The 21,925-nt window shown below is 74.4% G+C and carries 14 protein-coding genes; 4 read left to right on the forward strand and 10 right to left on the reverse strand.

The genetic code is table 11. The annotated features are described in order from the left end of the window. Positions 1 to 55: 55 nt before the first annotated feature. The 4 genes from ACWIX6_RS05615 to mce all read right to left on the reverse strand — a co-directional run bounded on the left by ACWIX6_RS05615 (position 56) and on the right by mce (position 5,805). Positions 56 to 2,233 (reverse strand): hypothetical protein, encoded by a 2,178-nt coding sequence (locus ACWIX6_RS05615; protein WP_448615856.1) that lies wholly within the window; start codon positions 2,231 to 2,233, stop codon positions 56 to 58. A gap of 200 nt (positions 2,234 to 2,433) precedes the next feature. After that, positions 2,434 to 3,684 carry a DivIVA domain-containing protein gene (locus ACWIX6_RS05620; RefSeq protein WP_448615857.1) on the reverse strand — a complete coding sequence of 417 codons (1,251 nt, stop codon included), beginning with the start codon at positions 3,682 to 3,684 and terminating at the stop codon, positions 2,434 to 2,436. Between the two features lie 252 nt (positions 3,685 to 3,936). After that, positions 3,937 to 5,268, reverse strand: a complete 1,332-nt coding sequence (gene ccrA / locus ACWIX6_RS05625; protein ID WP_448615858.1) for a crotonyl-CoA carboxylase/reductase — start codon at positions 5,266 to 5,268, stop codon at positions 3,937 to 3,939. A gap of 84 nt (positions 5,269 to 5,352) precedes the next feature. Next, the gene (gene mce / locus ACWIX6_RS05630; RefSeq protein ID WP_448615859.1) at positions 5,353 to 5,805 is read right to left on the reverse strand and encodes a methylmalonyl-CoA epimerase; all 453 of its coding nucleotides are present in this window, start codon (positions 5,803 to 5,805) and stop codon (positions 5,353 to 5,355) included. A 195-nt stretch (positions 5,806 to 6,000) separates the two neighbouring features. On the opposite strand from mce, the gene ACWIX6_RS05635 reads away from it, so the two are divergent. The 4 genes from ACWIX6_RS05635 (at position 6,001) to ACWIX6_RS05650 (ending at position 10,980) form a co-directional block, all read left to right on the forward strand. Beyond that, entirely contained in the window at positions 6,001 to 7,203 is a 1,203-nt protein-coding gene (locus ACWIX6_RS05635) for an acetyl-CoA C-acetyltransferase (RefSeq protein ID WP_448615860.1), read from the forward strand. Next, positions 7,200 to 8,222, forward strand: coding sequence for a methylmalonyl Co-A mutase-associated GTPase MeaB (gene meaB / locus ACWIX6_RS05640; RefSeq protein ID WP_448615861.1), 1,023 nt, complete (start codon positions 7,200 to 7,202; stop codon positions 8,220 to 8,222). Before ACWIX6_RS05635 ends, meaB begins: the two co-directional genes overlap by 4 nt. Before the next feature lie 40 nt (positions 8,223 to 8,262). Then, positions 8,263 to 9,735 (forward strand): phytoene desaturase family protein, encoded by a 1,473-nt coding sequence (locus tag ACWIX6_RS05645; RefSeq protein WP_448615862.1) that lies wholly within the window; start codon positions 8,263 to 8,265, stop codon positions 9,733 to 9,735. A gap of 273 nt (positions 9,736 to 10,008) precedes the next feature. Then, the gene (locus ACWIX6_RS05650; RefSeq protein WP_448615863.1) at positions 10,009 to 10,980 is read left to right on the forward strand and encodes a tetratricopeptide repeat protein; all 972 of its coding nucleotides are present in this window, start codon (positions 10,009 to 10,011) and stop codon (positions 10,978 to 10,980) included. A gap of 24 nt (positions 10,981 to 11,004) precedes the next feature. On the opposite strand, the gene ACWIX6_RS05655 is transcribed toward ACWIX6_RS05650, so the two are convergent. The 6 genes from ACWIX6_RS05655 to ACWIX6_RS05680 all read right to left on the reverse strand — a co-directional run bounded on the left by ACWIX6_RS05655 (position 11,005) and on the right by ACWIX6_RS05680 (position 21,888). After that, on the reverse strand, positions 11,005 to 11,694 hold the full coding sequence (locus tag ACWIX6_RS05655) for a haloacid dehalogenase type II (protein WP_448615864.1): 690 nt from the start codon (positions 11,692 to 11,694) through the stop codon (positions 11,005 to 11,007). 61 nt (positions 11,695 to 11,755) lie between these two features. Continuing rightward, on the reverse strand, positions 11,756 to 13,162 hold the full coding sequence (locus tag ACWIX6_RS05660) for a neutral zinc metallopeptidase (protein ID WP_448615865.1): 1,407 nt from the start codon (positions 13,160 to 13,162) through the stop codon (positions 11,756 to 11,758). Between the two features lie 148 nt (positions 13,163 to 13,310). Then, positions 13,311 to 16,415 carry a 1,4-alpha-glucan branching protein GlgB gene (gene glgB, locus ACWIX6_RS05665; RefSeq protein ID WP_448615866.1) on the reverse strand — a complete coding sequence of 1,035 codons (3,105 nt, stop codon included), beginning with the start codon at positions 16,413 to 16,415 and terminating at the stop codon, positions 13,311 to 13,313. 95 nt (positions 16,416 to 16,510) lie between these two features. Continuing rightward, positions 16,511 to 17,881 carry a maltokinase N-terminal cap-like domain-containing protein gene (locus tag ACWIX6_RS05670; RefSeq protein WP_448615867.1) on the reverse strand — a complete coding sequence of 457 codons (1,371 nt, stop codon included), beginning with the start codon at positions 17,879 to 17,881 and terminating at the stop codon, positions 16,511 to 16,513. A gap of 73 nt (positions 17,882 to 17,954) precedes the next feature. Then, entirely contained in the window at positions 17,955 to 19,820 is a 1,866-nt protein-coding gene (gene treS, locus ACWIX6_RS05675) for a maltose alpha-D-glucosyltransferase (RefSeq protein ID WP_448615868.1), read from the reverse strand. A gap of 49 nt (positions 19,821 to 19,869) precedes the next feature. Further along, complete coding sequence (locus ACWIX6_RS05680) at positions 19,870 to 21,888, reverse strand: alpha-1,4-glucan--maltose-1-phosphate maltosyltransferase (protein WP_448615869.1); 2,019 nt, start codon at positions 21,886 to 21,888, stop codon at positions 19,870 to 19,872. Positions 21,889 to 21,925 lie beyond the last annotated feature (37 nt).

Raw genomic sequence — 21,925 nt, forward strand, 5'->3', positions numbered from 1 at the left:
TGACACAACACGTGTACCCGTCGGCGCCGGTGATCGCATCTCGGACGCCGCCGGATCAGCCGACGCCGGCCCGGGTGAGGACGGCGTCCGGATCCGGGACGTAACGGTAACCGACCAGCAGACCGTCCCCGACCTCGCGCACGACGTCCGGGGTGTAGGGCGGCCGCTGGGCCCGGAGCAGGGTGAGTACCCGTTCGGTCTGCAGCGCGTCGCCCGCGATCGGGACGCCGCCGACGCTGGTGAGCACCGCGTACCGGGGCAGCGTCCTGCCCTCCTCGCCCGGGACGACGGGGAGGCCCTCCAGCCCGATCCCCGACGCCGCGCCGATGCCGGCCAGCAGGGACATGAGGCGGGGGTCCAGTTCTCCGCTCGCCAGCACGGCACGGACGTCCTCGCCGGCCAGCGTCGTCGGGTTCGCCGCCAGGGCCTCGCCGAGCACCCGGCGGCGCTCGACCTCCTCGGTCGTCGGGGCGACCGGGTCGGGGTGGACGACGGTCAGCGCGGGCACGCCGTCGGCGCCGTCCAGCCGGGCGACCGGAGCGCTCCCGGCCGGGGGCTCCCCGGTCACCACCCGGAGCACCGTGCCCTCTTCGGAGGTCGCGGCCAGCTGCGGGTCCACAGCGTTGCCCAGCTGGTCGGGGTCCATCCCGGCGTGCACCAGTTCGGCGCCCAGGGTCGCGGGCACCGACAGCCGGCTGCCCTCCGGCAGCTGCTCGGCGGCCCAGCCGGCCAGCCGCCCGGTCGCGGTGGCGCCGAAGTCGCTGCCGGGGACGGTGAGGAACGCGGCGACGCCGCCGATCAGCGCCAGGCCCAGGGCAGCGGTGACGACCGCGCCGGGGACCCAGGACGGTCGCGCGCGGCGGCGGCGTCGCCGCCCGGCGGACGCCGGAGCCGGCGCGGCGGAGACCAGCCCGTCGGCCAGCACACCGGCGAGCACGGCGGCGACCGGCAGGCACACCAGCAGCGCGGGCAGCCGGCCTGACGGCGGCAGGACGGCCAGCACGGTGGTCACGGCCACGGCGATGCCGACCGGTTGCAACCGGGGCCGCCACAGCGCGGTCAGCACCCCGGTCCCGAGGACGACGAGGCCCACGGCCACCAGCCCCGACGTCGTCGCCGCCCAGCGGCCCGGGTCCGCGGCCTGCGGGTCCCATCCGGGCAGCGCCAGCCGCGCGCCGGCGGTGCCGGCGACGAGCAGGGCCGTGACCGTCGTCCGGCGGCCTGCCGACCACCCCGGACGCAGTTGTCCGGTGCCGACGGCCGCGGCGAGCGCGGCCAGGACGAGCACGAGCGTGTCGGGCGCCATCAAGACCGCGAGCACAGCGGCCAGGGAGGCCGCGGCCCAGGCGGCCGGGGAGGGACGGCCCGGGGCCAGCAACCAGCCGACCACCAGCAGCCACCCGGCGGCGAGCGCCGCCGGTCCGCCGGTGGCGTGCGCCGGGGCCAGCCAGGGCACGGCGCCGAACGCGAGCACCGCCACCGCCGTCGCGAGGTCCCCGGCGCCCAGCCGGCGGGTGGTGCGCCAGACGAGCACCGCGGAGGCCAGCAGCACCGCGAGCATGAGCTCCCGCCCGGCGCCGGCCAGCGTCTCGTGCCGCTGGAACGCCCGGGCCACCGTGGCGTACACCGCCGCGTGCACCGCTCCGACCGACTCCGGCGCCAGCACGGCCAGGTCGCTCCCGCCGCGCAGCAGGTCGAAGGCCGGGGCGGTCAGCCCGCCGTCGTCGGGCAGGGGCCGGCCGCGCAGCGTGCTCGCGCCCAGCAACCCCACGGCGGCCAGCGCGGCCACCGGCCACAGCACGCCGAGCCGCGGCTCGGGGAGGAAGGACGAGCGCGGCGGCCGGTGCCGGGCCCGCGGCGCGACCAGCGGCGGCTCCTCCGGGACGTCCGGTTCCGGACTGCCGGCGTCAGCGGTCCCCTCGCCGCCGACCTCTCCGATGTCGTCCGCCGTCGCGTCGGAGATGGACGGGTGCCGAACGGGCTGGGCGGTGTCCCGGTCGGTGGCGGGCGTCGCGTCCAGCGGGCCCGCGTCCGGAGGCGCCTGCTCGGGGAGGGGCCGGTCCGGGAGCGCCGCGCCGGTCGGGGGCCGGTCGGGGTCGGCCTGGTCCGAGCCGAACGGGTCGTCGGTCGCACCGCCGGGACGAGCGCCGGTCGAGGCGGGTTCGGCGGAGCGAGCAGGCCCCGCGGCGGAGGCGGCGTCGACCGGAGCCGGTCTGGGCGGACGGTCCGGCACGTGCACAGCTCCTCCCGGCGTCCGAGCGCGGACGCGGCGTCAGCGCGCGGTCAGCCCTCGCGGTCCAGGTCCCGGAGCCGGAACCCGGGTCGCCGGACACGACTGTGGCATGCGCCCGTCGCTCGGGCCACCGGGACCCCGGGCGCGCCGTCACGCCGCGGAGCCGCAGCCCGGCGTCGGGGTCAGGAGGAGCGTCGCGGTCAGGACGACGAGGGTCGTCCCGCCGGCTGCTGCGTACCGGCGGCGGGCAGGGTCGCGGTCGCCGGGTCGCCGGTGCGTGCCCCTGCGGCCGGCACCGGTGGCGTCTGCCGCTGGGTGGGCTGGGGCCGGAAGGACGGGTCAGGACGTCCCGGCCCGGCCTGCCCCGGGGGGACCTGCTGGGGGGCCGGCTGCTGCGCGGGAGCGCCCACGGCGGTCGCGCCGTGGGTGGACGGGGCGGAGGGCACGACCGCCTCGGTGACGATCGCCTCGGTGGGCGGCGCGCCCGCACCGGCGGGGCCGCCCTGGGCAGGCCCGGACTGGGCGGGGCCCGGCTGGGCCTGGCCGGACGCAGCTGCCTGGCCATCGCCTGGGGCCGGGACGTCCCGGTCGCTGAGGTCGGGCAGACCGCGCAGCAGCTGGCGGACCTCGGCCAGCCGCCGGGTCAGGTCGTCGCGTACGGCCCGGATCGCGGCCGCGGCAGCCTCGGCCTCGCTCACGGTCCGTGCGGCGCGTTCCTCGGCTGCCGCCACGGTCCGGACCGCGTGCTGGTCGGCAGCCGCGACCCGCTGCTCGGCCGCCGCGATCGAGGAGGCCTCGCGCTCCTCCTCGGCCCGGGCGGCCTCGGTGCGCCGGGCCCGCTGGGCGATCTCGAAGTCCTCCTCGATCTTGGCCCGCCGGGCCTGGGCGTGGGCGTCGAGCCCGGTGACGCGTTCCTGCGCCTTGTGCACGAGCTCGTCGGCGCGCGCCTGCGCCTTCGCGGCGATCTGTTCGGCGTGCTGGCGGGCCTCGGTGACCAGCCGCTCGGCCTCGGCCCGGCTGGCCGCCTGCCGCTCGCCGAACGCCCGCTCCTCGCCCGCGACCCGCTCCCGCACCGCCTCTGCCTCGGCGGCCGCGGACTGCCGCAGCTGCAGCGAGTGCTCCTCGGCCGAGCGGCGGATCTCCGCCGCCTCCTCCTCGGCCAGCCGGAGCATGTTGGAGATGCGCTCGCCCATGTTCTCGAACGTCGGCGCGCCGGCGCTGGCCGCGCGGCGACGCAGCGACTCCACCTCGCCGTGCAGCGCCGAGAGCTGCCCGGCGAGGTCCGCCGAGCGCGCGAGGGCGGCGTCCCGGTCGGCCAGCGCGACGTGCATGTCGGCCTCGAGCCGTTCCAGCGCCTCGGCCACCTGGTCCCGGTCGTAGCCCTTGCGCACGACGTCGAAGGAGGGGCCGGCTCCACGCAGGGGCAGCATGTCGTGGTGGGCGTCGCTCATGGACTGCATCCTCGCATTGATCCCGGACAGGGTCAGCGGATCCGTCGCTGCAGGCGGAGGCCCCCAGCAGCCCTCCCTCGCGGCGGAAGGGCTGTCCACCCGGGGTCACCAGCTCCCCGTCACGGACCCCTCACCGACCGTCGACCCCCGCGAGGTGCGGCCCTCGCAGGGGCGAGGTCAGGCCGCCTCGCAGGCCCCCCTGCAGGGTCCCGCCGCGAGCGTGCGAGTGGCGGGGGGCAGGGGGGTCCTTCCTCAGACGTCGCGGAAGCGGTTGATCGCGGTGAGGTGCTTCTCGCGCTTCTCGGTGTCCTTGACGCCGAGCCCCTCGCGAGGGGCGAGGGTGAGGACGCCGACCTTGCCCTGGTGCAGGTTGCGGTGGACGTCGCAGGCGGCCTGGCCGACGTCGTCCATGGCGTAGGTCTTGGACAGCGTGGGGTGGATCAGCCCGCGGTCGATGAGCCGGTTGGCCGCCCAGGCCTCGCGGTAGTTGGCGAAGTGGGACCCGATGATCCGCTTGAGGTTCATCCACAGGTAGCGGTTGTCGTACTGGTGCAGGAAGCCGCTGGTGGAGGCGCAGGTGACGATCGTGCCGCCCTTCTTGGCGACGTAGACGCTGGCGCCGAAGGTCTCCCGGCCGGGGTGCTCGAACACGATGTCGGCGTCGTCCCCGCCGGTCAGCTCGCGGATCTTCGCGCCCAGGCGCTGCCACTCCTTGGGGTCCTGGGTCTCCTCGTCCTTCCAGAACTGGTAGCCCTCGGCGGAGCGGTCGATCACCAGCTCCGCGCCCATCGAGTGCACGATCTCGGCCTTCTCCGGGCTGGAGACCACGCACACCGGGGTCGCCCCGCCGTTGAGGGCCATCTGGGTGGCGTAGGACCCCAGGCCGCCGGAGGCGCCCCAGATCAGGACGACGTCGCCCTGCTTCATGTTCGCGCCGTTGTGGCTGACCAGCTGCCGGTAGGCGGTGGAGTTCACCAGCCCCGGGCAGGCGGCCTCCTCCCAGGTCAGGTGCGCGGGCTTGGGCATCAGCTGGTTGGACTTCACCAGGGACAGCTCGGCCAGCCCGCCGAAGTTGGTCTCGAACCCCCAGATCCGCTGCTGCGGGTCCAGCATCGTGTCGTCGTGGCCGGCCGGGTCCTCGAGCTCCACCGACAGGCAGTGCGCGACCACCTCGTCCCCGGGCTTCCACCGGTTGACCCCCGGACCCACGCGCAGGACGACGCCGGCCAGGTCCGAGCCCACCACGTGGTAGGGCAGGTCGTGCTTCTTGGTGAGGAAGGACAGCCGGCCGTAGCGGGCCAGGAACCCGAACGTCGACACCGGTTCGAAGATCGACGTCCACACGGTGTTGTAGTTCACCGAGGACGCCATCACCGCGATCAGCGCCTCGCCCGGGCCCAGTTCCGGGGTCGGCACCTCCTCCACGTGCAGCGCCTGGCGCGGGTCCTTGTCCCTGGCGGGCAGTCCGGCGAACATGTCCTGCTCGTCCTTGCGCACCAGGACCGCCCGGTAGGACTCCGGGACGGCCAGGCCGCCCATGTCCTCGAGGTGGTCGGCGAGGATCGCGTCCCTGATCTGGTCCATGCGTGCTCCCGGGTCGTCGTTGGCTCGGAGGGCAGTGCGGTCGGCCGGAGGTTACTGACCGGTAATGCGTAGGGACAGAGCAGCTCAGTGCTCGGTGGCGGGCTGCACCAGCTCGACCAGCACCCCGCCGGCGTCCTTGGGGTGCACGAAGTTCACCCGGCTGCCCGCCGTGCCGCGGCGCGGCACGTCGTAGAGCAGGCGCAACCCCCGCTCGCGCAGGGTCGCGCTGGCGGCCTCGACGTCCGCCACCCGGAACGCCAGCTGCTGCAGGCCGGGGCCGGACCGCCCGATGAACTTCGCGATCGTCGAGTCCGGCGTCAGCGGTGCCAGCAGCTGGATCCGGGTCTCGCCGTCCCCGACCGCCAGCATCGCCTCGTGCACGCCCTGCTCCTCGTTGACCTCCTCGTGCACGGAGGTGATGCCGAAGGCCAGCTCGTAGAAGGCGATGGCCTCCCGCAGGTCGGGCACCGCGATGCCGACGTGGTCGATGGTGGTGAACAGCCCGGCGGGGATCCCGGTGTGCGCAGCGTCGGTCACCTCCCGCATCGTGCCGGTCGGGCACCCGGGCCGACACCTCTCCGGACGGGCAGGACGACGTGACGTCGGTCACGACAGGGCCGGACCCTTGCCCGGGCGGCTTATCCTCGGGGGATTCCCGCGGCGTCGCGTGGCCCACGTGCCGCCATCCCGGAGGTGCCGCCGACGAGGGCGGCCCGCCCACTGGAGGCCTCGATGAGCCAGCCCACGCAGTCCCGGTCCGTGATCGTGAGCGGGGCCCGCACCCCGATGGGGCGGCTGCTCGGTTCGCTGAAGGACTTCTCCGCCGCCGACCTCGGCGGCGTGGCCATCAAGGCCGCGCTCGAGCGCGCCGGCATCACCGGCGACCAGGTCGACTACGTGATCATGGGCCAGGTCCTCCAGGCCGGGGCCGGACAGAACCCGGCCCGCCCGGCCGCGGTCGCCGGCGGCATCCCGATGTCGGTGCCGTCGTTCACCCTCAACAAGGTCTGCCTCTCCGGCATGGACGCCATCGCGCTGGCCGACCAGCTCATCCGCGCCGGCGAGTTCGACGTCGTCGTCGCCGGCGGCATGGAGTCGATGAGCCAGGCCCCGCACCTGCTGCCGGGGTCGCGCACCGGCACGAAGTTCGGGAACGCGACCCTGGTCGACTCGATGGCCCACGACGGGCTGTCGGACACGTTCGACCAGGTGGCCATGGGTGCGCTCACCGAGCAGACCAACTCCCGGTACGACCTGACCCGCGAGGAGCAGGACGCCTTCGCCGCGGAGAGCCACCAGAAGGCCGCCCGCGCGGCCAAGGACGGCGTCTTCGACGCCGAGATCACCCCCGTCCTCATCCCGCAGCGCAAGGGCGACCCGATCGAGTTCCGTGAGGACGAGGGCGTCCGGCCCGACACCACCGCCGAGAGCCTGTCCAAGCTCAAGCCCGCCTTCGCCAAGGACGGCACGATCACCGCCGGCACCGCCTCGCAGATCTCCGACGGCGCCTGCGCGGTCGTCGTCATGTCCGCGGCGAAGGCCGCCGAGCTCGGCTGCACCGTGCTGGCGGAGATCGGCGCCCACGGCGTGGTGGCCGGCCCGGACGCCTCGCTGCAGGAGCAGCCGTCGCGGGCGATCGCCAAGGCCTGTGCCCGCGAGGGCATCGACCCGAAGGACCTCGACCTCGTGGAGTTCAACGAGGCCTTCGCCGCGGTGGCCATCGTCTCCACGCGGGAGCTGGGCATCGACCCGGAGAAGGTGAACCCCAACGGCGGGGCCATCGCCCTCGGCCACCCGATCGGGATGAGCGGTGCCCGCATCGTGCTGGACCTCGCCCTGGAGCTCGGCCGCCGCGGCGGTGGGGTCGGCGCGGCCGCGCTCTGCGGCGGCGGCGGCCAGGGCGACGCGCTCGTCCTCCACGTACCCGCTCGTTGACCGACCCGGCGGCCGGGCCGGCGGGCCCGGCCGGGCCGGCGGGCCCGGCCGGCCGGCGGGGACGGCGGGACGCCGACGTCGGCACGCTCGTCGAGCGGGCCCGGGAGGGTGACCCCCGCTCGGTCGCCCGGCTGATCTCGCTGATCGAGACCGACAGCCCGCTGCTGCGCGAGGTCGCCGCCGCGCTGGCGCCGCACACCGGCCGGGCCCGCGTGGTGGGGCTCACCGGTCCACCGGGGGTCGGCAAGTCGACGACCACCACCGCGCTGGTCCGGGCGCTGCGCCGGAGCGGCCAGCGGGTCGGGGTGCTGGCGGTCGACCCGTCGTCCCCGTTCTCCGGCGGGGCCCTCCTCGGTGACCGGGTGCGGATGGCCGACCACGACGGCGACCCGGGGGTCTTCATCCGCTCCATGGCCACCCGCGGCCACCTGGGCGGCCTGGCCTGGGCGACCCCCCAGGCGCTGCGGGTGCTCGACGCAGCGGGGTGCGACGTGGTGCTGGTCGAGACGGTCGGCGTCGGCCAGTCCGAGCTCGACGTCGCCTCGCTGGCCGACACCACGCTCGTGCTGCTCGCCCCTGGCGCCGGCGACGGCATCCAGGCCGCGAAGGCCGGGATCATGGAGGTCGCCGACGTCCTGGTGGTCAACAAGTCCGACCGGGACGGCGCCGACCGGACCGTGCGCGAGCTCCGCGGCATGCTGGCCCTGGGCGAGCGGCCGGCCGGCAGCTGGGAACCGCCGGTGCTGCGCACAGTGGCCACCCGGGAGGACGACGACGGGATGGACGGCGTCCTCGCCGCGGTCGAGGCGCACCGGGCCTGGCTGGAGGCCAGCGGTGAGCTGGGGCGGCGGCGAGTGGCCCGGGCCGCCCGCGAGGTCGAGGCGCTGGCCTTGACCGTGCTGCGCGACCGGCTGGGCCGCGACGGGGGACCGGCGGCGCTTGCTGCCCTGGCGGAGGAGGTGGCCGCCGGCCGGACCGACCCGCACCGCGCGGCGGACGAGCTCGTCGGGCGCCTCTGAGCCCGGCCCGGCACGATGGCTCCGTGGACGGGCTGAGTCAGTGAACGGCACACCGGACGCCGTCGTCGTCGGATCGGGTCCCAACGGGTTGGCCGCCGCCCTGCGGCTGGCCGCGGCCGGGTTGTCCGTGCGGGTCGTCGAGCGGGCCGACCGGCCCGGCGGGGGGATGCGCACCGAGGAGCCGGTCCGCGCCGGCGTCCGGATGGACGTCTGCTCGACCGTGCACCCGATGGGCGCGGCCGCGCCGTTCTTCCGGGAGTTCGACCTGCCCTCCCGGGGTGTCCGGCTGGTGCAGCCCGAGGTCGCCTACGCCCATCCGCTGGACGGCGGCCGCGCCGCGGTGTCCGTCGGCTCGCTGGAGGAGACGGCGGCCCGGCTGGGGCCCGACGGCGCTGCGTACCGCCGGCTGTTCCAGCCGCTGGTCGACCACGGGGACGACGTCATCGACTTCTTCCTCACCAGCCGGCTGCGGCGGCTGCCCACGCGCAGCGTCGGGTCGATCACCCACTTCGCGCTCAACGCGCTGCCGAACGTCAGCTGGCTGGCCCGCCGGTACTTCGACACCGAGGCCGCCCAGGCGCTGATCGCTGGAGCGGCAGCGCACGGCATGCTGGACCTGCGGCGACCGCTGACCGCGGGGCTGGGGATGGTGCTCGGCATGCTCGCCCACCACGCCGGCTGGCCCCTGGTCGAGGGCGGCTCCCAGCGGCTCGCCGACGCCATGGTCACCGCCCTGGAGCAGCAGGGCGGGGAGGTGGTCACCGGGCACGAGGTCACCGACCTGCGCGAGTTCGACGGCGTCCCGGCCGTGCTGCTGGACACCACCCCGAGCGCGTTCGTGGCGATGGCCGGGGACCGGGTGCACGAGGGCTACCGCCGCTGGGTGCAGCGGTACCGGCACGGGCCCGGCGTCTTCAAGGTCGACTGGCTGCTGTCCGAGCCCGTGCCGTGGACCAACCCCGACGTCCGCCGGGCCGGCACGATCCACGTCGCTGGCACGCTGGCCGAGACGATCGAGGGCGAGTCGGCGCCGGCCGCGGGCCGGCTGACCGACCGGCCGTACGTGCTCGCCGTGCAGCCGACCGTGCCCGACCCGACCCGGGCACCGGGCGGCGAGCACGTGTTCTGGGCCTACGTGCACGTGCCGCACGGGTCCGACGTCGACATGACCGAGGCCATGGAGCGGCAGATCGAGCGGTTCGCGCCCGGGTTCCGGGACACCATCGTCGCCCGGGTCACCAAGAACGCGCCGCAGATGGAGCAGTGGAACCCCAACCACGTCGGAGGGGACATCTCCAACGGCGAGGCCTCGCTGCGCCAGATGCTGGCGCGGCCGGTGCCGCGGTGGAACACCTACAAGACGCCGGTCCGCGGCACCTACCTCGCCTCCGCGGCCACGCCGCCCGGTCCGGCGGTGCACGGCGCCTGCGGGGACAACGCCGCCCAGGTGGCCCTCCGGGAGGTGTTCGGCGTCCGGCGCGTCCCCCGACTGCGCCCCGCACCTGCCGGCTGACGAAGGACCTCCCCGCCCTCCACCGCTCGCGAGCTCGCGGCGGACCCCTGCGAGAAGCCGCCGGCGCGGGATGCGCGGTCAGGTTGCCAACGCGGCTGCGACGCGGGCCAGTAGGCGCTCCGGACGCAACAGGTCCTGCGCCGTTCCCAACACCACCCGCCATCCTGCGGCGAGTAGCCGGTCGAGCCGTTCCGGGTCGGCCGCACCTCGACGGTGGAGGCCGCCGGGGACGGGCTGCGGCGCCGCGACGGGCGCGGTGGGATGATCGAGGTCATGCAGCCGAACCGTCCCGCTCGACCCGACCCGCGCGCCCAGGCCCAGCAGGCCCGGATGGCGGCCTCGCTGGCCGGCGCGGTCGACCTCGCGGCCGTCAAGGCCCGCTCGGAGGCGGCCGCCCGCGCCCAGACAGCGCCCCCGCCCACCGCCGCCGCGCCGGCCGGGACCCCCGGCGGCGTCGTCGTCGACGTCGACGAGGCGACCTTCCAGAGCGAGGTGCTCGACCGTTCCTTCCAGGTCCCCGTGGTGCTCGACCTGTGGGCCGAGTGGTGCGGGCCGTGCAAGCAGCTCTCGCCGGTGCTGGAGCGGCTGGCCGCCGAGGGCGCCGGCAGCTGGGTGCTCGCCAAGGTCGACGTGGACGCCAACCCCGCGCTGGCCCAGGGCCTGCGGGTGCAGGGCATCCCGGCGGTCAAGGCCGTCTGGCAGGGACAGCTGGTCGCCGAGTTCACCGGCGCCATCCCCGAGGAGCAGGCCCGCCAGTTCGTCACCGAACTGGTCGCCGCCACCACCGGCGGGGCGCTGCCCGGCGGAGCCGGGGACATCGACCCGGGGGAGCCCGAGGACCCGCGGCTGGACGCCGCCGAGGCCGCGCTCGACCGCGGTGACCTGGCCGCGGCCGAGGCCGCCTACCAGGCGATCCTCGACGCCGAGCCCGACCACCCGGTCGCCGGTCTCGCGCTCCGCCAGGTGCAGCTGTTCCGCCGCGCCGAGGAGGCCGGCCCGGACGCGCTGCAGGCGGCCGACGCGGCTCCCGACGACGTCGCCGCCCAGACCCGCGCGGCGGACTTCCTGCTGGGGACCGGCAACGTCGAGGCGGCGTTCGAGCGGCTGCTCGCCGTGGTGCGCCGCACCGCCGGTGAGGACCGCGACATGGCCCGCAAGCACCTGGTCGAGCTCTTCGGGATCGTCGGCGACGACGACCCGCGGGTGGGCCCGGCCCGCCGGGCGCTCACCGCCGCGCTGTTCTGACCCCTCCCGCGCCCGCCGCGTCGCTCATCGCCGGAAGCCGTCCCCGGTCAGCTGCGCGGCGAGGCCGGTGAGGCTGTCGGCGGTCACCGTCGGCGGGGTGAAGACCTCCGGGTAGGGAGCGCCGTCCCGGTCGATCCAGGCGGTGCTCATGCCGGCGCGGGCGGCACCGTCGACGTCCCACGGGTGGACGGCGACCATCATCATGTCGGCGAGCTCGGCGCCGCAGCTGCGGGCGGCGTGCTCGTAGGCCGCGCGGGCGGGCTTCCAGGCGCCGGCCTGCTCCACCGAGAGCAGCGCCTCGAACTCCGCGCGGAGGCCGCCGTCGGTGAGCAGCCGCTCGGCGACCGCGGCCGACCCGTTGGACAGCGTGGCCAGCCGGAGACCGGAGCGACGCAGTGCCCGGACGCCCTCGGGGACGTCGGGGTGCAGCCCCAGCCGGCTGAACCCGGTCATCACGTGGTCGACGGCGTCGGGCAGCCCGCGGTCGAGGTCCAGGCCGTGCAGGACGGTGTGCAGCGAGGTGACGGCCAGCTCGGCGAAGGGCCGCCGACCACCGGCGGCGGTGAGCGCGAAGGCGTCGCGCAGCAGGGTGGTGAACCACAGCCTGGCCAGGTGCCCGGGTGCCCCGACGTCGGTGAAGCGCTGCGCCATCGGTCCCATGTCCGACAGGGTCTCGTTCACGTCGAACACGACTACGGACGGAGCGGTGTCCATCGGACCTCCCGGCGGTCGGGGACGGGGTGGGGCGGACGGGGCACCGGTCGGTGCACCGGGCTCAGGCGCCGACGTCGCAGGCGGACAGACCCTGGAAGACCCCGCCGCGGAAGACGTCGACCAGCTGGAAGCCGGTCAGGCCGCTCTCGCCCAGCACCGCAGGCTCGGCGCTGTACTCCAGCAGGAACTGCACGCTCTCGTCGACGTCGCCGGGGGAGATGACGATGTTGGGGACCGCCCGCTCCAGCACCGCGGCGGTGAACGCGCCGGTCAGGCAGACGGCCGACCGGACCGCGTCGGGGCCCTCGGTGGACAGCCCCAGCTGCTCCCGCGCGGCCAGCGCGTAGGGGATCGACACCGCGGTCAGGACGGCGTAGTCGCCGAACTCCTCGTATACCGGGCCGATCAGGTCGCTCTCGTCGTAGCCGACCGCGTCCTCGGCGGCGCAGTAGACGAGGTCGGTGTCGGCGTCCTCGCCCTCGCAGTCCGGGGCCGTGCCGTCGAAGGCGACCAGGTCCGGGGCCGAGAACTGCTCCCCGAGCCGGGGCAGGGTCGCCGTCCAGAACGCGGGCAGCGACTCCCGGAGCAGCCGCTCGGTCTCCGGGTAGTCGGCGTTGCCCCCGGAGGCGAAGTCCTCGTCGCTGACGAACCCGGTCTGGGTGTAGGGCCGGTCGGCGCCGAAGGCGTCCCGGCAGGCGACCGGACCGTCGTCGAAGCCCTGCTGGAACGCCGAGACCCGGTCGAAGTAGGACCCGTGTGCCTGCTGCTCGCCCAGGCCGGTGCCCACCGGGTCGCGCAGCAGCAGGTACCCGCGCAGCAGGTCGTCGAGCTCGGGGGTCTGCAGCGTCGTGTTGGGCGCCTGCCCGTCCGCCACCCACGCGGTCCAGGCGCCCGCGAAGCAGTCCGCCTGCGTCTCGATCGCGATGGAGACGTCGATCGGGTAGCCCACCCGGCCCTGCACCGCGTGCCCGAACTCGTGCGCCATCACCAGGGCGGGGATGAACCGCCCGTACTGGTCGGCCAGCTCGCGGAGGAACACCCGGTCGTACTGGATGGCGTCGCTGTTGGGGTACTGGTTGCTCGGCGGGCAGTAGAAGGCGTTGTTCTCGACGGCCTGGGGCTCCTCGCCGCAGCCGATCCGGCCGCCGGGGTACTGCGCCGGGTCCACGTTGCCTGGGTCGACGGAGTAGTAGCCGCCGGCCAGCGGGGTGAACTGCCGGTCGAAGGTGCCGGGGAACTGCTCGGCCCAGTAGGTGTTCAGGTCCGAGAGCGCGTTGCGCGCCAGGACGTCGATCTCGTCGTCGACCGCGCCGATGATCGGGAAGTCCGCGGCCTCGACCTCGCCCACCTGGCCCGCTGCCGGGGAGGCGCTCCCCGGCACGAGGGCCACCGCGCAGCCGGTGACCACGCTGAGGACCGTGGCGGCGGCGAGGAGGACGCCCAGGAGTCGGCGGGGCGAGGAGGGCATGAGCTCCCGTTCGGTCGGGCCGGCAGGGCCGGCTGGCCTCTCCCATCCTGCCGGACCGTGCCCGGGGCCGCCCCCCGTCGGACCGGCCGCGGGCCCCGGCCGGAGCCGGGGCCCGCAGCCCGCCGTGTCGCTCAGCCCGCGGGCGCGCTCAGCCCGCGGTGTCCCCGCCGTCAGAGGTGGCCGACCCGTCCCCTCCGGCCTGGTCGGGGCCCTCGTACACGAACCAGACGGTGGCCAGCGGCGGTGCCGTCAGCGTCGCGGAGAAGGGCTGGCCGTGCCAGGGCTCCGGCTCGGCGTGGATCCCGCCCAGGTTGCCGACGTCGGACCCGCCGTAGCCGGCGAAGTCGGTGTTGATGACCTCTCGCCACCGGCCGCCGCGCGGCAGCCCGACCCGGTAGGCGTGGTGCGGCCCGCCGGAGAAGTTGGCGACGCATGCCAGCACCTGCCCGCCGGACCCGTACCGCAGGAAGGACAACGTGTTGCCCGGGGCGTCGTTGGCGTCGATCCACTGGAAGCCGGCCGGGTCGCTGTCCTGCGTGTACAGCGCCTCGTGCCCCCGGTAGACGGCGTTGAGGTCACCGACCAGCTGCAGGATGCCGCGGTGCGCCGGGTCGTCGAGGTGCCACCAGTCCAGCGAGCGGCTCTCCGCCCACTCGGCCAGCTGCCCGAACTCCGAGCCCATGAACAGCAGCTGCTTGCCGGGGTGGGCCCACATGAAGCCGAGGAACGCCCGCAGGTTCGCCAGCTGCTGCCAGTGGTCGCCGGGCATCTTCCGCAGCAGCGAGCCCTTGCCGTACACGACCTCGTCGTGGCTGATCGGCAGCACGAAGTTCTCCGAGAACGCGTAGACCATGGAGAACGTCAGCTGGTTGTGGTGGTAGCTGCGGTAGACCGGCTCCTTGGAGACGTAGGCCAGGGAGTCGTGCATCCAGCCCATGTTCCACTTGAAGCCGAAGCCCAGGCCCCCGAGGTGGGTGGCGCGGGTGACCCCCGGCCACGACGTCGACTCCTCGGCGATGGTGACCACGCCCGGGACCTCCCGGTACACGGTGGCGTTCATCTCCTGCAGGAACGCGACGGCCTCGAGGTTCTCCCGCCCGCCGTGCACGTTGGGCGTCCACTCGCCCTCGTTGCGGGAGTAGTCCAGGTAGAGCATCGAGGCCACCGCGTCGACCCGGATGCCGTCGACGTGGAACTCCTTGCACCAGTACAGCGCGTTGGCGACCAGGAAGTTGCGGACCTCGGAGCGGCCGAAGTCGAACACGTAGGTGCCCCAGTCCGGCTGCTCGCCGCGACGGGGGTCGCCGTGCTCGTAGAGCGCGGTGCCGTCGAACCGGCCCAGCGCCCAGTCGTCCTTGGGGAAGTGCCCCGGCACCCAGTCGACGATGATGCCCAGACCCGCCTGGTGCGCCCGGTCGATGAGGTACCGCAGGTCGTCGGGGGAGCCGAACCGGGAGGTCGGGGCGTAGTAGGAGGTGACCTGGTAGCCCCAGGAGCCGCCGAAGGGGTGCTCGGCGACCGGCATGAACTCCAGGTGGGTGAACCCGGCGCCGGCGGCGTAGCCGACCAGCTCGTCGGCGAGCTGCCGGTAGGACAGCCCCTGGCGCCACGAGCCGACGTGCACCTCGTACACGCTCATCGGCCGCTGGTGCCAGTTGCCGCGGGCACGCGCGGCCAGCCACTCGTCGTCGCCCCAGGTGTAGTCGGAGGAGGTGACCACCGAGGCGTTGGCGGGGGGCACCTCGGTGGCGAACGCCATCGGGTCGGACTTGATCCGCCAGTCGCCGTCGGCGCCCAGCACGTGGAACCGGTAGCGGCTGCCGACCGCGACGCCGGGGATGAAGACCTCCCAGATCCCGGAGGACCCGAGCGAGCGCAGCGGGTAGGCGCGGGCCTGCCAGTAGTCGAAGTCGCCGGTGACCTTCACGCCGCGCGCGTTGGGCGCCCACACGGCGAACGAGACGCCCTCCACCCGCCCGCCCGGGGTGTCGTAGCCCCGGACGTGGGCGCCGAGGACGGTCCACAGCTGCTCGTGCCGGCCCTCGCGGATGAGATGCTGGTCGAGCTGGCCGAGCGTGGGAAGCCAGCGGTAGGGGTCGTCCACCAGGTAGGTGTCGGTGGCGCCGGAGTCGTTGGGGAAGGTGACCTCGACCCGGTAGTCGCCGGGCTGCTGGGGGAGCCGGGCCTCGAAGACCCCGCCGTCGTGCACCTGGGTCGCCTCGTGCCGGGAGCCGTCCTGGTCGACCACGGTGACCGCGACGGCGTCCGGGCGCAGCGTGCGGACCGCCCACCCCGAGGGCAGCTGGTGCGCTCCCAGCACGCCGTGCGGGTCGTGCGACCAGCCCTCGACGACGGCGCGGAGCGCCTCCTCGCCGACCTCGGCGCCGCCGGCCGAGGCCGTCGTGGTGGGCGTCGGGTCCGCCGTCGGCGGTGCGTCCGGGGCGGGGGGTGCGACGTACCCGCCCTCGATGGTGCGGGCCGCGCCGGCCGGCCGGGACGCCGTGCGCGCCGGCGAGCTGCCGCCGGTGCCGGCCTGTGCCGCGCCCTCGGGCACGTGCGGCGTGCTCGGCTCTGCCGGGTCGGGGCTCGGCGGCTCCGGCTGGGGTGCCGACGGCGCCGCCCGGTTGCCCGGCTCGGCGATCGGCGCCGGCGCCACGACCGGTGCCGCGGTGACCTTCTTCGCAGCCTTCCGCGGGCTCTTCGGAGCCCGCGCCTCGGCGGCCGGCGCCTCGGCGGGCGCGGCCTTCTTCGCCGTACGCTTGGCGGCCTTCTTCGCCTTCGCGGGCGGCTCGGCCACCACGCCGGGCGCCTTCACCGCCTTGCCCGCCCGGCCCGGGGTCGGGGTCCGGTCGTCGGCCTGGGCGCGTCCGGCAGCGGTCTCCTGCGCCGACCCGGTGGGGGTGTCGGCGTCGGCCGCGTCCTCGCGGACGGACTCGGTGATCTCCTCGACCCGGCGGGTCAGCTCGTCCTTGTCGGCGACCTTGCGGCCCCCGGTCGGTGCGGCCGCGGTCGTGGCCGGCTCGGCGACCACGCCGGGCGCCTTCACGGCCTTGCCCGACCGGCCCTTGGTCGGGGTCCGGTCGTCGGCCCGGGCGCGTCCGGCGGCGGTCTCCTGCACCGACCCGGTGGGGGTGTCGGCGTCGGCCGCGTCCTCGCGGACGGACCGGGTGACCTCCTCGACCCGGCGGGTCAGCTCGTCCTTGTCGGCGGGCCTGCCGCCGCCGGTGGGGCTGGAGTCGTCGTCGATCGTCATGGTGCTCCGTCCCTCTGGGTACGTCGGTCTTGTCCGGCCCTTCTGCAGGGGCCCGCGCTGAGCTTGCGAAGCGTGGGGGGCAGGGAGGGCCTCTTTCAGTCGGTGGTGGTCAGCCGGGACACCGACTGGAGCGGGATCATGAGCCAGTGCGGCCGGTTGCGCGCCTCGTAGACGCACTCGTAGACCGCCTTGTCCGCCTCGAAGGCCCGCAGCAGCGCCGAGTCCGGGTCCAGCTCCGTGCCGCCGCCGGCGGCGTAGCCGGCCAGGAAGGCCTGCCGGTTGCGGACCGCCCACTCCTGGGCGCGGTAGGCCCGCTGCGGGTCCCCGGGCTGCTCGACCAGCATGTGCCGGGCGGCGTAGTCGAAGGAGCGGAGCATCCCCGCCACGTCGCGCAGCGGGGTGTCCAGCTCCCGCCGCGCGGCCAGCGGACGGGCCGGCTCGCCCTCGAAGTCCAGGACGATCCAGCCGGTCGTGGTGCGCAGCACCTGGCCCAGGTGCAGGTCGCCGTGCACCCGCTGGCGGACCACGGGCTGCCGGGCCTCGGCCGCGGCCCGGTACAGGGCCCGCAGCGAGTCGGCGTGCTCGGCGAGGTCCGGCACGACCTGCAGCGCGGCGTCCAGCCGGGCGCCCATCTGCTCGGTGACGGTGCCGAACCAGGCCTCGTCGGCCTGCTCGGTGGGCAGCACCCGGGCGAGGTCGGCGTGCACGGTGGCGACCGCCTCGCCCAGCCGCTCGCTCTCCCCGGCGAAGTCGCCGCCCACCTCGTCGGCGTGCAGGTCGCCCTCGGCGTAGAGGTCCCGGACGCTCGAGGTGGCCAGCCGCCACCCGTCGCTGGCGTTCGGCACGAAGGCCTGCAGCATCGCCACGGTCGCCGGCTCCTGGCCGGGGTCGGCGTCGTCGATCTCGACGTGCCCCAGCAGCGGCGCGATGTGCGGGTTGTCCGCACTGCGCAGCGCGTCGTGCACCTCGACGTCGGGGTTGAGCCCCGGCTCCAGCCGGCGGAACAGCTTGAGGATCGCGGTCTCCCCGTAGACCAGCGACGTGTTGCTCTGCTCGGTGGAGATGACGTCGCCGGGGGTGCCCTCCGGGATGTAGGCCACGCCCGCGGGGTGGAAGTGCATCGGCCCGACCGTCGAGGCGGCGACCAGGTGGGTCAGCCAGGGCACCGTCGACTCGCGGTCGCGCATCGCGTCGTAGGCGTAGTTGGCACCCCGGGAGCCGGAGACCGCGCCGACGAAGGCGGACGAGAGCTCCTCGGCGGGGGAGTCCCGCCAGGACAGCGGCACGAGGTAGGTCTCGGTGGCCCCGTCGGTGTAGCGGACCCGGACCCGGTGCACCGACAGCGCCGGGTCGGACTTGTCCAGGAAGAAGCCGTCCTCGCTGACGCCGGCCCACTCACGGCCCTTGCCGCCGAACCAGCGCTGGTGGGGCATCCAGTCGGTGAGGATGTCGGTCAACGCACTCACTTGGTCTCCTCGCTGGCGCTCGTCGTCCGCGTTCGCGGCACTGCTGCGTTCTTTGATGAGCTCGCCAGCTCGCTCATCGGAAGTCTCCGTCGGTCGGGGTCGGGGCGGCTTCGGCGCCCAGCCCGCCGCTGCCGGCGGGGGCGTCCGTGCCGCCCACCACGCCTGCGTCGAGGAGGGACTGGGCGACCCTGCTGCTGGTGGTGGTCTCCCAGCCCTCGTCGGCCTCGGGGGCCGACGCGGCCGGCTTGGACAGCTCGAACCAGTAGAAGCCGTGCCCGGCCAGGGTGAGCATGTAGGGCAGGACGCCGATCTGCGGGAACTGCACCCGGCCGGTCAGCTCCACCGGCGTGTAGCCCTCGAAGCGGCGCAGGTCCAGCTCCACCGGCTGGGGGAAGCGCGACAGGTTGTTGACGCACAGCACCACGTCGTCGCCGAACTCGCGCACGAACGACAGCACCGTGGGGTTGCGCGACCCGACCTCGCTGTAGCTGCCGACGCCGAAGGTCGGGTGCTCCTTGCGGACCGCGATCATCGTGCGGATCCAGTGCAGCAGCGACGTGGTGTTCCGCAGCTGCCCCTCCACGTTGGTGACCTGGTAGCCGTACACCGGGTCGGCGACCAGCGGGAGGTGCATGCGCTGCGGGTCGGCGGTGGAGAACCCGCCGTTGCGGTCCGGCGTCCACTGCATGGGCGTGCGGACGCCGTCGCGGTCACCGAGCCAGATGTTGTCCCCCATGCCGATCTCGTCGCCGTAGTAGAGGACCGGCGAGCCGGGCAGCGACAGCAGCAGGGCGTTGAACAGCTCCAGGGTGTCGACGTCGTTGTCCAGCAGCGGGGCCAGCCGCCGGCGGATGCCGATGTTGGCCTTCATGCGGGGGTCCTTGGCGTACTCGCCCCACATGTAGTCGCGCTCCTCGTCGGTGACCATCTCCAGGGTCAGCTCGTCGTGGTTGCGCAGGAAGATGCCCCACTGGCAGTTGCCGGGGATGGCCGGCGTCTGGGCCATGATCTCCGAGATCGGGAACCGCTGCTCCCGCCGCACGCCCATGAACAGGCGCGGCATGACCGGGAAGTGGAAGGCCATCTGGCACTCGTCGCCGTCCTCGCCGAAGTACTCGACGACGTCGGCCGGCCACTGGTTGGCCTCGCACAGCAGGACCCGGTCGGGGTACTCGGCGTCGACCACCTTGCGCACCCGCTTGAGGAAGGCGTGCGTCCGCGGGAGGTTCTCGCAGTTGGTCCCCTCCTCCTCGAACAGGTAGGGGACGGCGTCGAGGCGGAAGCCGTCGATGCCCAGGTCCAGCCAGAAGCGCAGGGCGTCGATGATCGCCTCCTGCACCGCCGGGTTCTCGAAGTTCAGGTCCGGCTGGTGGCTGAAGAACCGGTGCCAGAAGTACTGCTTGCGGACCGGGTCGAACGTCCAGTTGGAGCTCTCGGTGTCGACGAAGATGATCCGCGCGTCGGCGTAGCCGGTGTCGTCGTCGGCCCACACGTAGAAGTCGCCGTAGGGCCCCTCCGGGTCGCTGCGGCTGGCCTGGAACCACGGGTGCTGGTCCGAGGTGTGGTTCATGACGAAGTCGATGATCAGCCGCATGCCCCGGGAGTGGGCCTCGCCGATCAGCTCCTTGAAGTCCTCGATGTCGCCGAACTCGGGCAGCACGGCGGTGTAGTCGCTGACGTCGTAGCCGCCGTCGCGCAACGGGGAGGCGAAGAACGGCGGCAGCCACAGGCAGTCCACCCCCAGCCACTGCAGGTAGTCCAGCTTGCCGAGCATGCCGCGCAGGTCGCCGATGCCGTCGGCGTTGCTGTCGGCGAAGCCGCGCACCAGCACCTCGTAGAAGACGGCGCGCTTGTACCACTCGGGGTCCGTGCCCGGCGTGGGCAGCGTGGACTGCTCGCCCGCTCCGGGGGTCGACTGGGCGGGGACGGGGAGGCTCATGGGGAGGTGCCCTCGATCTCGGGAGTCCAGGTCTGGCTGTCGGGGCAGGTCAGGCGGGCAGGGAGCGGTGCACGGTGAAGACGTGCGCGGGCTCCCGGTGCGGGTCGAGCTCGACGTAGTTGAACTCGCCCCAGTGGTAGTCCGCGCCGGTCATCTCGTCGGTGACGGTGAACCGGTCGGACCAGTCGAACCCCAGCGTCGGCAGGTGCAGCGCCGTCGTCCCGATCTGCGTGTAGGTGCTGTCCAACGAGACCACGACCAGGACGGCGTCGGTCGACCCGGGGTCGGTCTTGCTGAAGCAGAGCAGGTTCGGGTTGTCCACGGCGTGGAAGTGCAGGGTGCGCAGCTGCTGCAGGGCGGGGTGGGCGCGGCGGACCTCGTTGAGCCGGCGCAGGTAGGGCGCCAGGGTCCGTCCGGAGGCCTCGGCGCCGGCCCAGTCGCGCGGGCGCAGCCGGTACTTCTCGCTGTCCAGGTACTCCTCGCTGCCCGGGCGCACGGCCACGTGCTCGAACAGCTCGTAGCCGGAGTAGACGCCCCAGGTGGGGCTCAGCATCGCGGCCAGCACGGCCCTGATCTTGAACATCGGCGGGCCGCCGAGCTGCAGCGACTCGTGCAGGATGTCCGGGGTGTTGACGAAGAAGTTCGGCCGCATGTAGTGCGCGCTGTCGGCCAGGTGCCGGCCGTACTCCTCGAGCTCGGCCTTGCCGGTGCGCCAGGTGAAGTACGTGTAGCTCTGGGTGTACCCGATCCGGGCCAGCTGGTGCATCATCGCCGGCCGGGTGAACGCCTCGGCCAGGAAGAGGACGTCGGGGTCGGTGCCCTTGACCTCCCAGATCAGCCAGTGCCAGAAGTTCAGCGGCTTGGTGTGCGGGTTGTCCACCCGGAAGATCCGGACCCCGGCGTCCATCCAGACCCGCATCACCCGCAGGCACTCGGCGTACAGGCCCTCGGGGTCGTTGTCGAAGTTGATCGGGTAGATGTCCTGGTACTTCTTCGGCGGGTTCTCCGCATAGGCGATCGTGCCGTCGGGCTTGGTGGTGAACCACTCCGGGTGCGAGGTCACCCACGGGTGGTCCGGCGCGGCCTGCAGCGCGAAGTCCAGCGCCACCTCCATGCCGAGCTCCCGGGCGCGGGCGACGAAGGCGGTGAAGTCCTCCATCGTCCCGAGCTGCGGGTGGACGGCGTCGTGGCCGCCCTCCGCGCTGCCGATGGCCCAGGGTGAGCCGACGTCGTCGGGGCTGACGTCGTAGGGGTTGCCGCCCGGGAACTGCGCGGTGTTGGGGCCCTTGCGGTTCGCCGTGCCGATCGGGTGGATCGGCGGCAGGTAGACGACGTCGAAGCCCATCTCGGCGATCGCCGGCAGCCGCTCGGCGGCGTCGGCGAAGGTGCCGTGGGTGGGCTTGCCGTCGACGACCGGCCCCTCGGAGCGGGGGAAGAACTCGTACCAGGAGCCGTAGAGGGCACGCTGCCGGTCGACCCACAGCTCGTAGCGGGGGGAGGCGGTGACCAGCCGGCGGACCGGGTTCTCCAGCAGCACCCGCGCGAGGTCGGCCCCCAGGGCCGGGGAGAGCCGGGCGGTCAGGTCCAGCATGCCGTCGCGCAGCGCCGCGGCCGCGGCGAGCAGGGCCCGCCGGTGGTCGGGGACCGCCCGGGCGACCTCCTCGAACAGCCGGGCGCCGGACTCCAGGTCGTTGGCCAGCTCGTCGGTGCCCTGGCCGGCGTCCACCTTGACCTCGACGTCGTGCCGCCAGGTGCGCAGCGGGTCGTCCCAGGCCTCGACGTGGAAGGTCCACCGGCCTTCCCGGTCGGGGACGACGGTCGCCTGCCACCGGTCGGGCTCGGGGCCGAACTCGGTCATCCGGACCAGCGGCGGGGGCCCGGCGGGGGCACCGCTGCCCTCCGGCGGGGTGAGCACCACGTTGGCGCCGACCGCGTCGTGGCCCTCGCGGAAGACGGTGGCAGTGATCGGCACGTGCTCGCCGACCACGGCGCGGGTCGAGAACGACCCGCACGACACGACAGGGGCGACATCGGTGATGCCGAGGCGGAGGTCAGCGCGGCCAGTCATCGGCGCAACGTTATCGATCGCGCTGTCCGCGGGCACG

Source organism: Modestobacter sp. URMC 112 (assembly GCF_053502575.1).

Bases quoted from the DNA above. Each gene is read 5' to 3' on its own strand.
- ACWIX6_RS05620 (WP_448615857.1), bottom strand. From the start codon at position 3,684: ATGAGCGACGCCCACCACGACATGCTGCCCCTGCGTGGAGCCGGCCCC.
- treS (WP_448615868.1), bottom strand. From the start codon at position 19,820: ATGAGCCTCCCCGTCCCCGCCCAGTCGACCCCCGGAGCGGGCGAGCAG.
- ACWIX6_RS05650 (WP_448615863.1), top strand. From the start codon at position 10,009: ATGCAGCCGAACCGTCCCGCTCGACCCGACCCGCGCGCCCAGGCCCAG.
- ACWIX6_RS05655 (WP_448615864.1), bottom strand. From the start codon at position 11,694: ATGGACACCGCTCCGTCCGTAGTCGTGTTCGACGTGAACGAGACCCTG.
- ACWIX6_RS05680 (WP_448615869.1), bottom strand. From the start codon at position 21,888: ATGACTGGCCGCGCTGACCTCCGCCTCGGCATCACCGATGTCGCCCCT.
- ACWIX6_RS05660 (WP_448615865.1), bottom strand. From the start codon at position 13,162: ATGCCCTCCTCGCCCCGCCGACTCCTGGGCGTCCTCCTCGCCGCCGCC.
- ccrA (WP_448615858.1), bottom strand. From the start codon at position 5,268: ATGGACCAGATCAGGGACGCGATCCTCGCCGACCACCTCGAGGACATG.
- ACWIX6_RS05635 (WP_448615860.1), top strand. From the start codon at position 6,001: ATGAGCCAGCCCACGCAGTCCCGGTCCGTGATCGTGAGCGGGGCCCGC.
- glgB (WP_448615866.1), bottom strand. From the start codon at position 16,415: ATGACGATCGACGACGACTCCAGCCCCACCGGCGGCGGCAGGCCCGCC.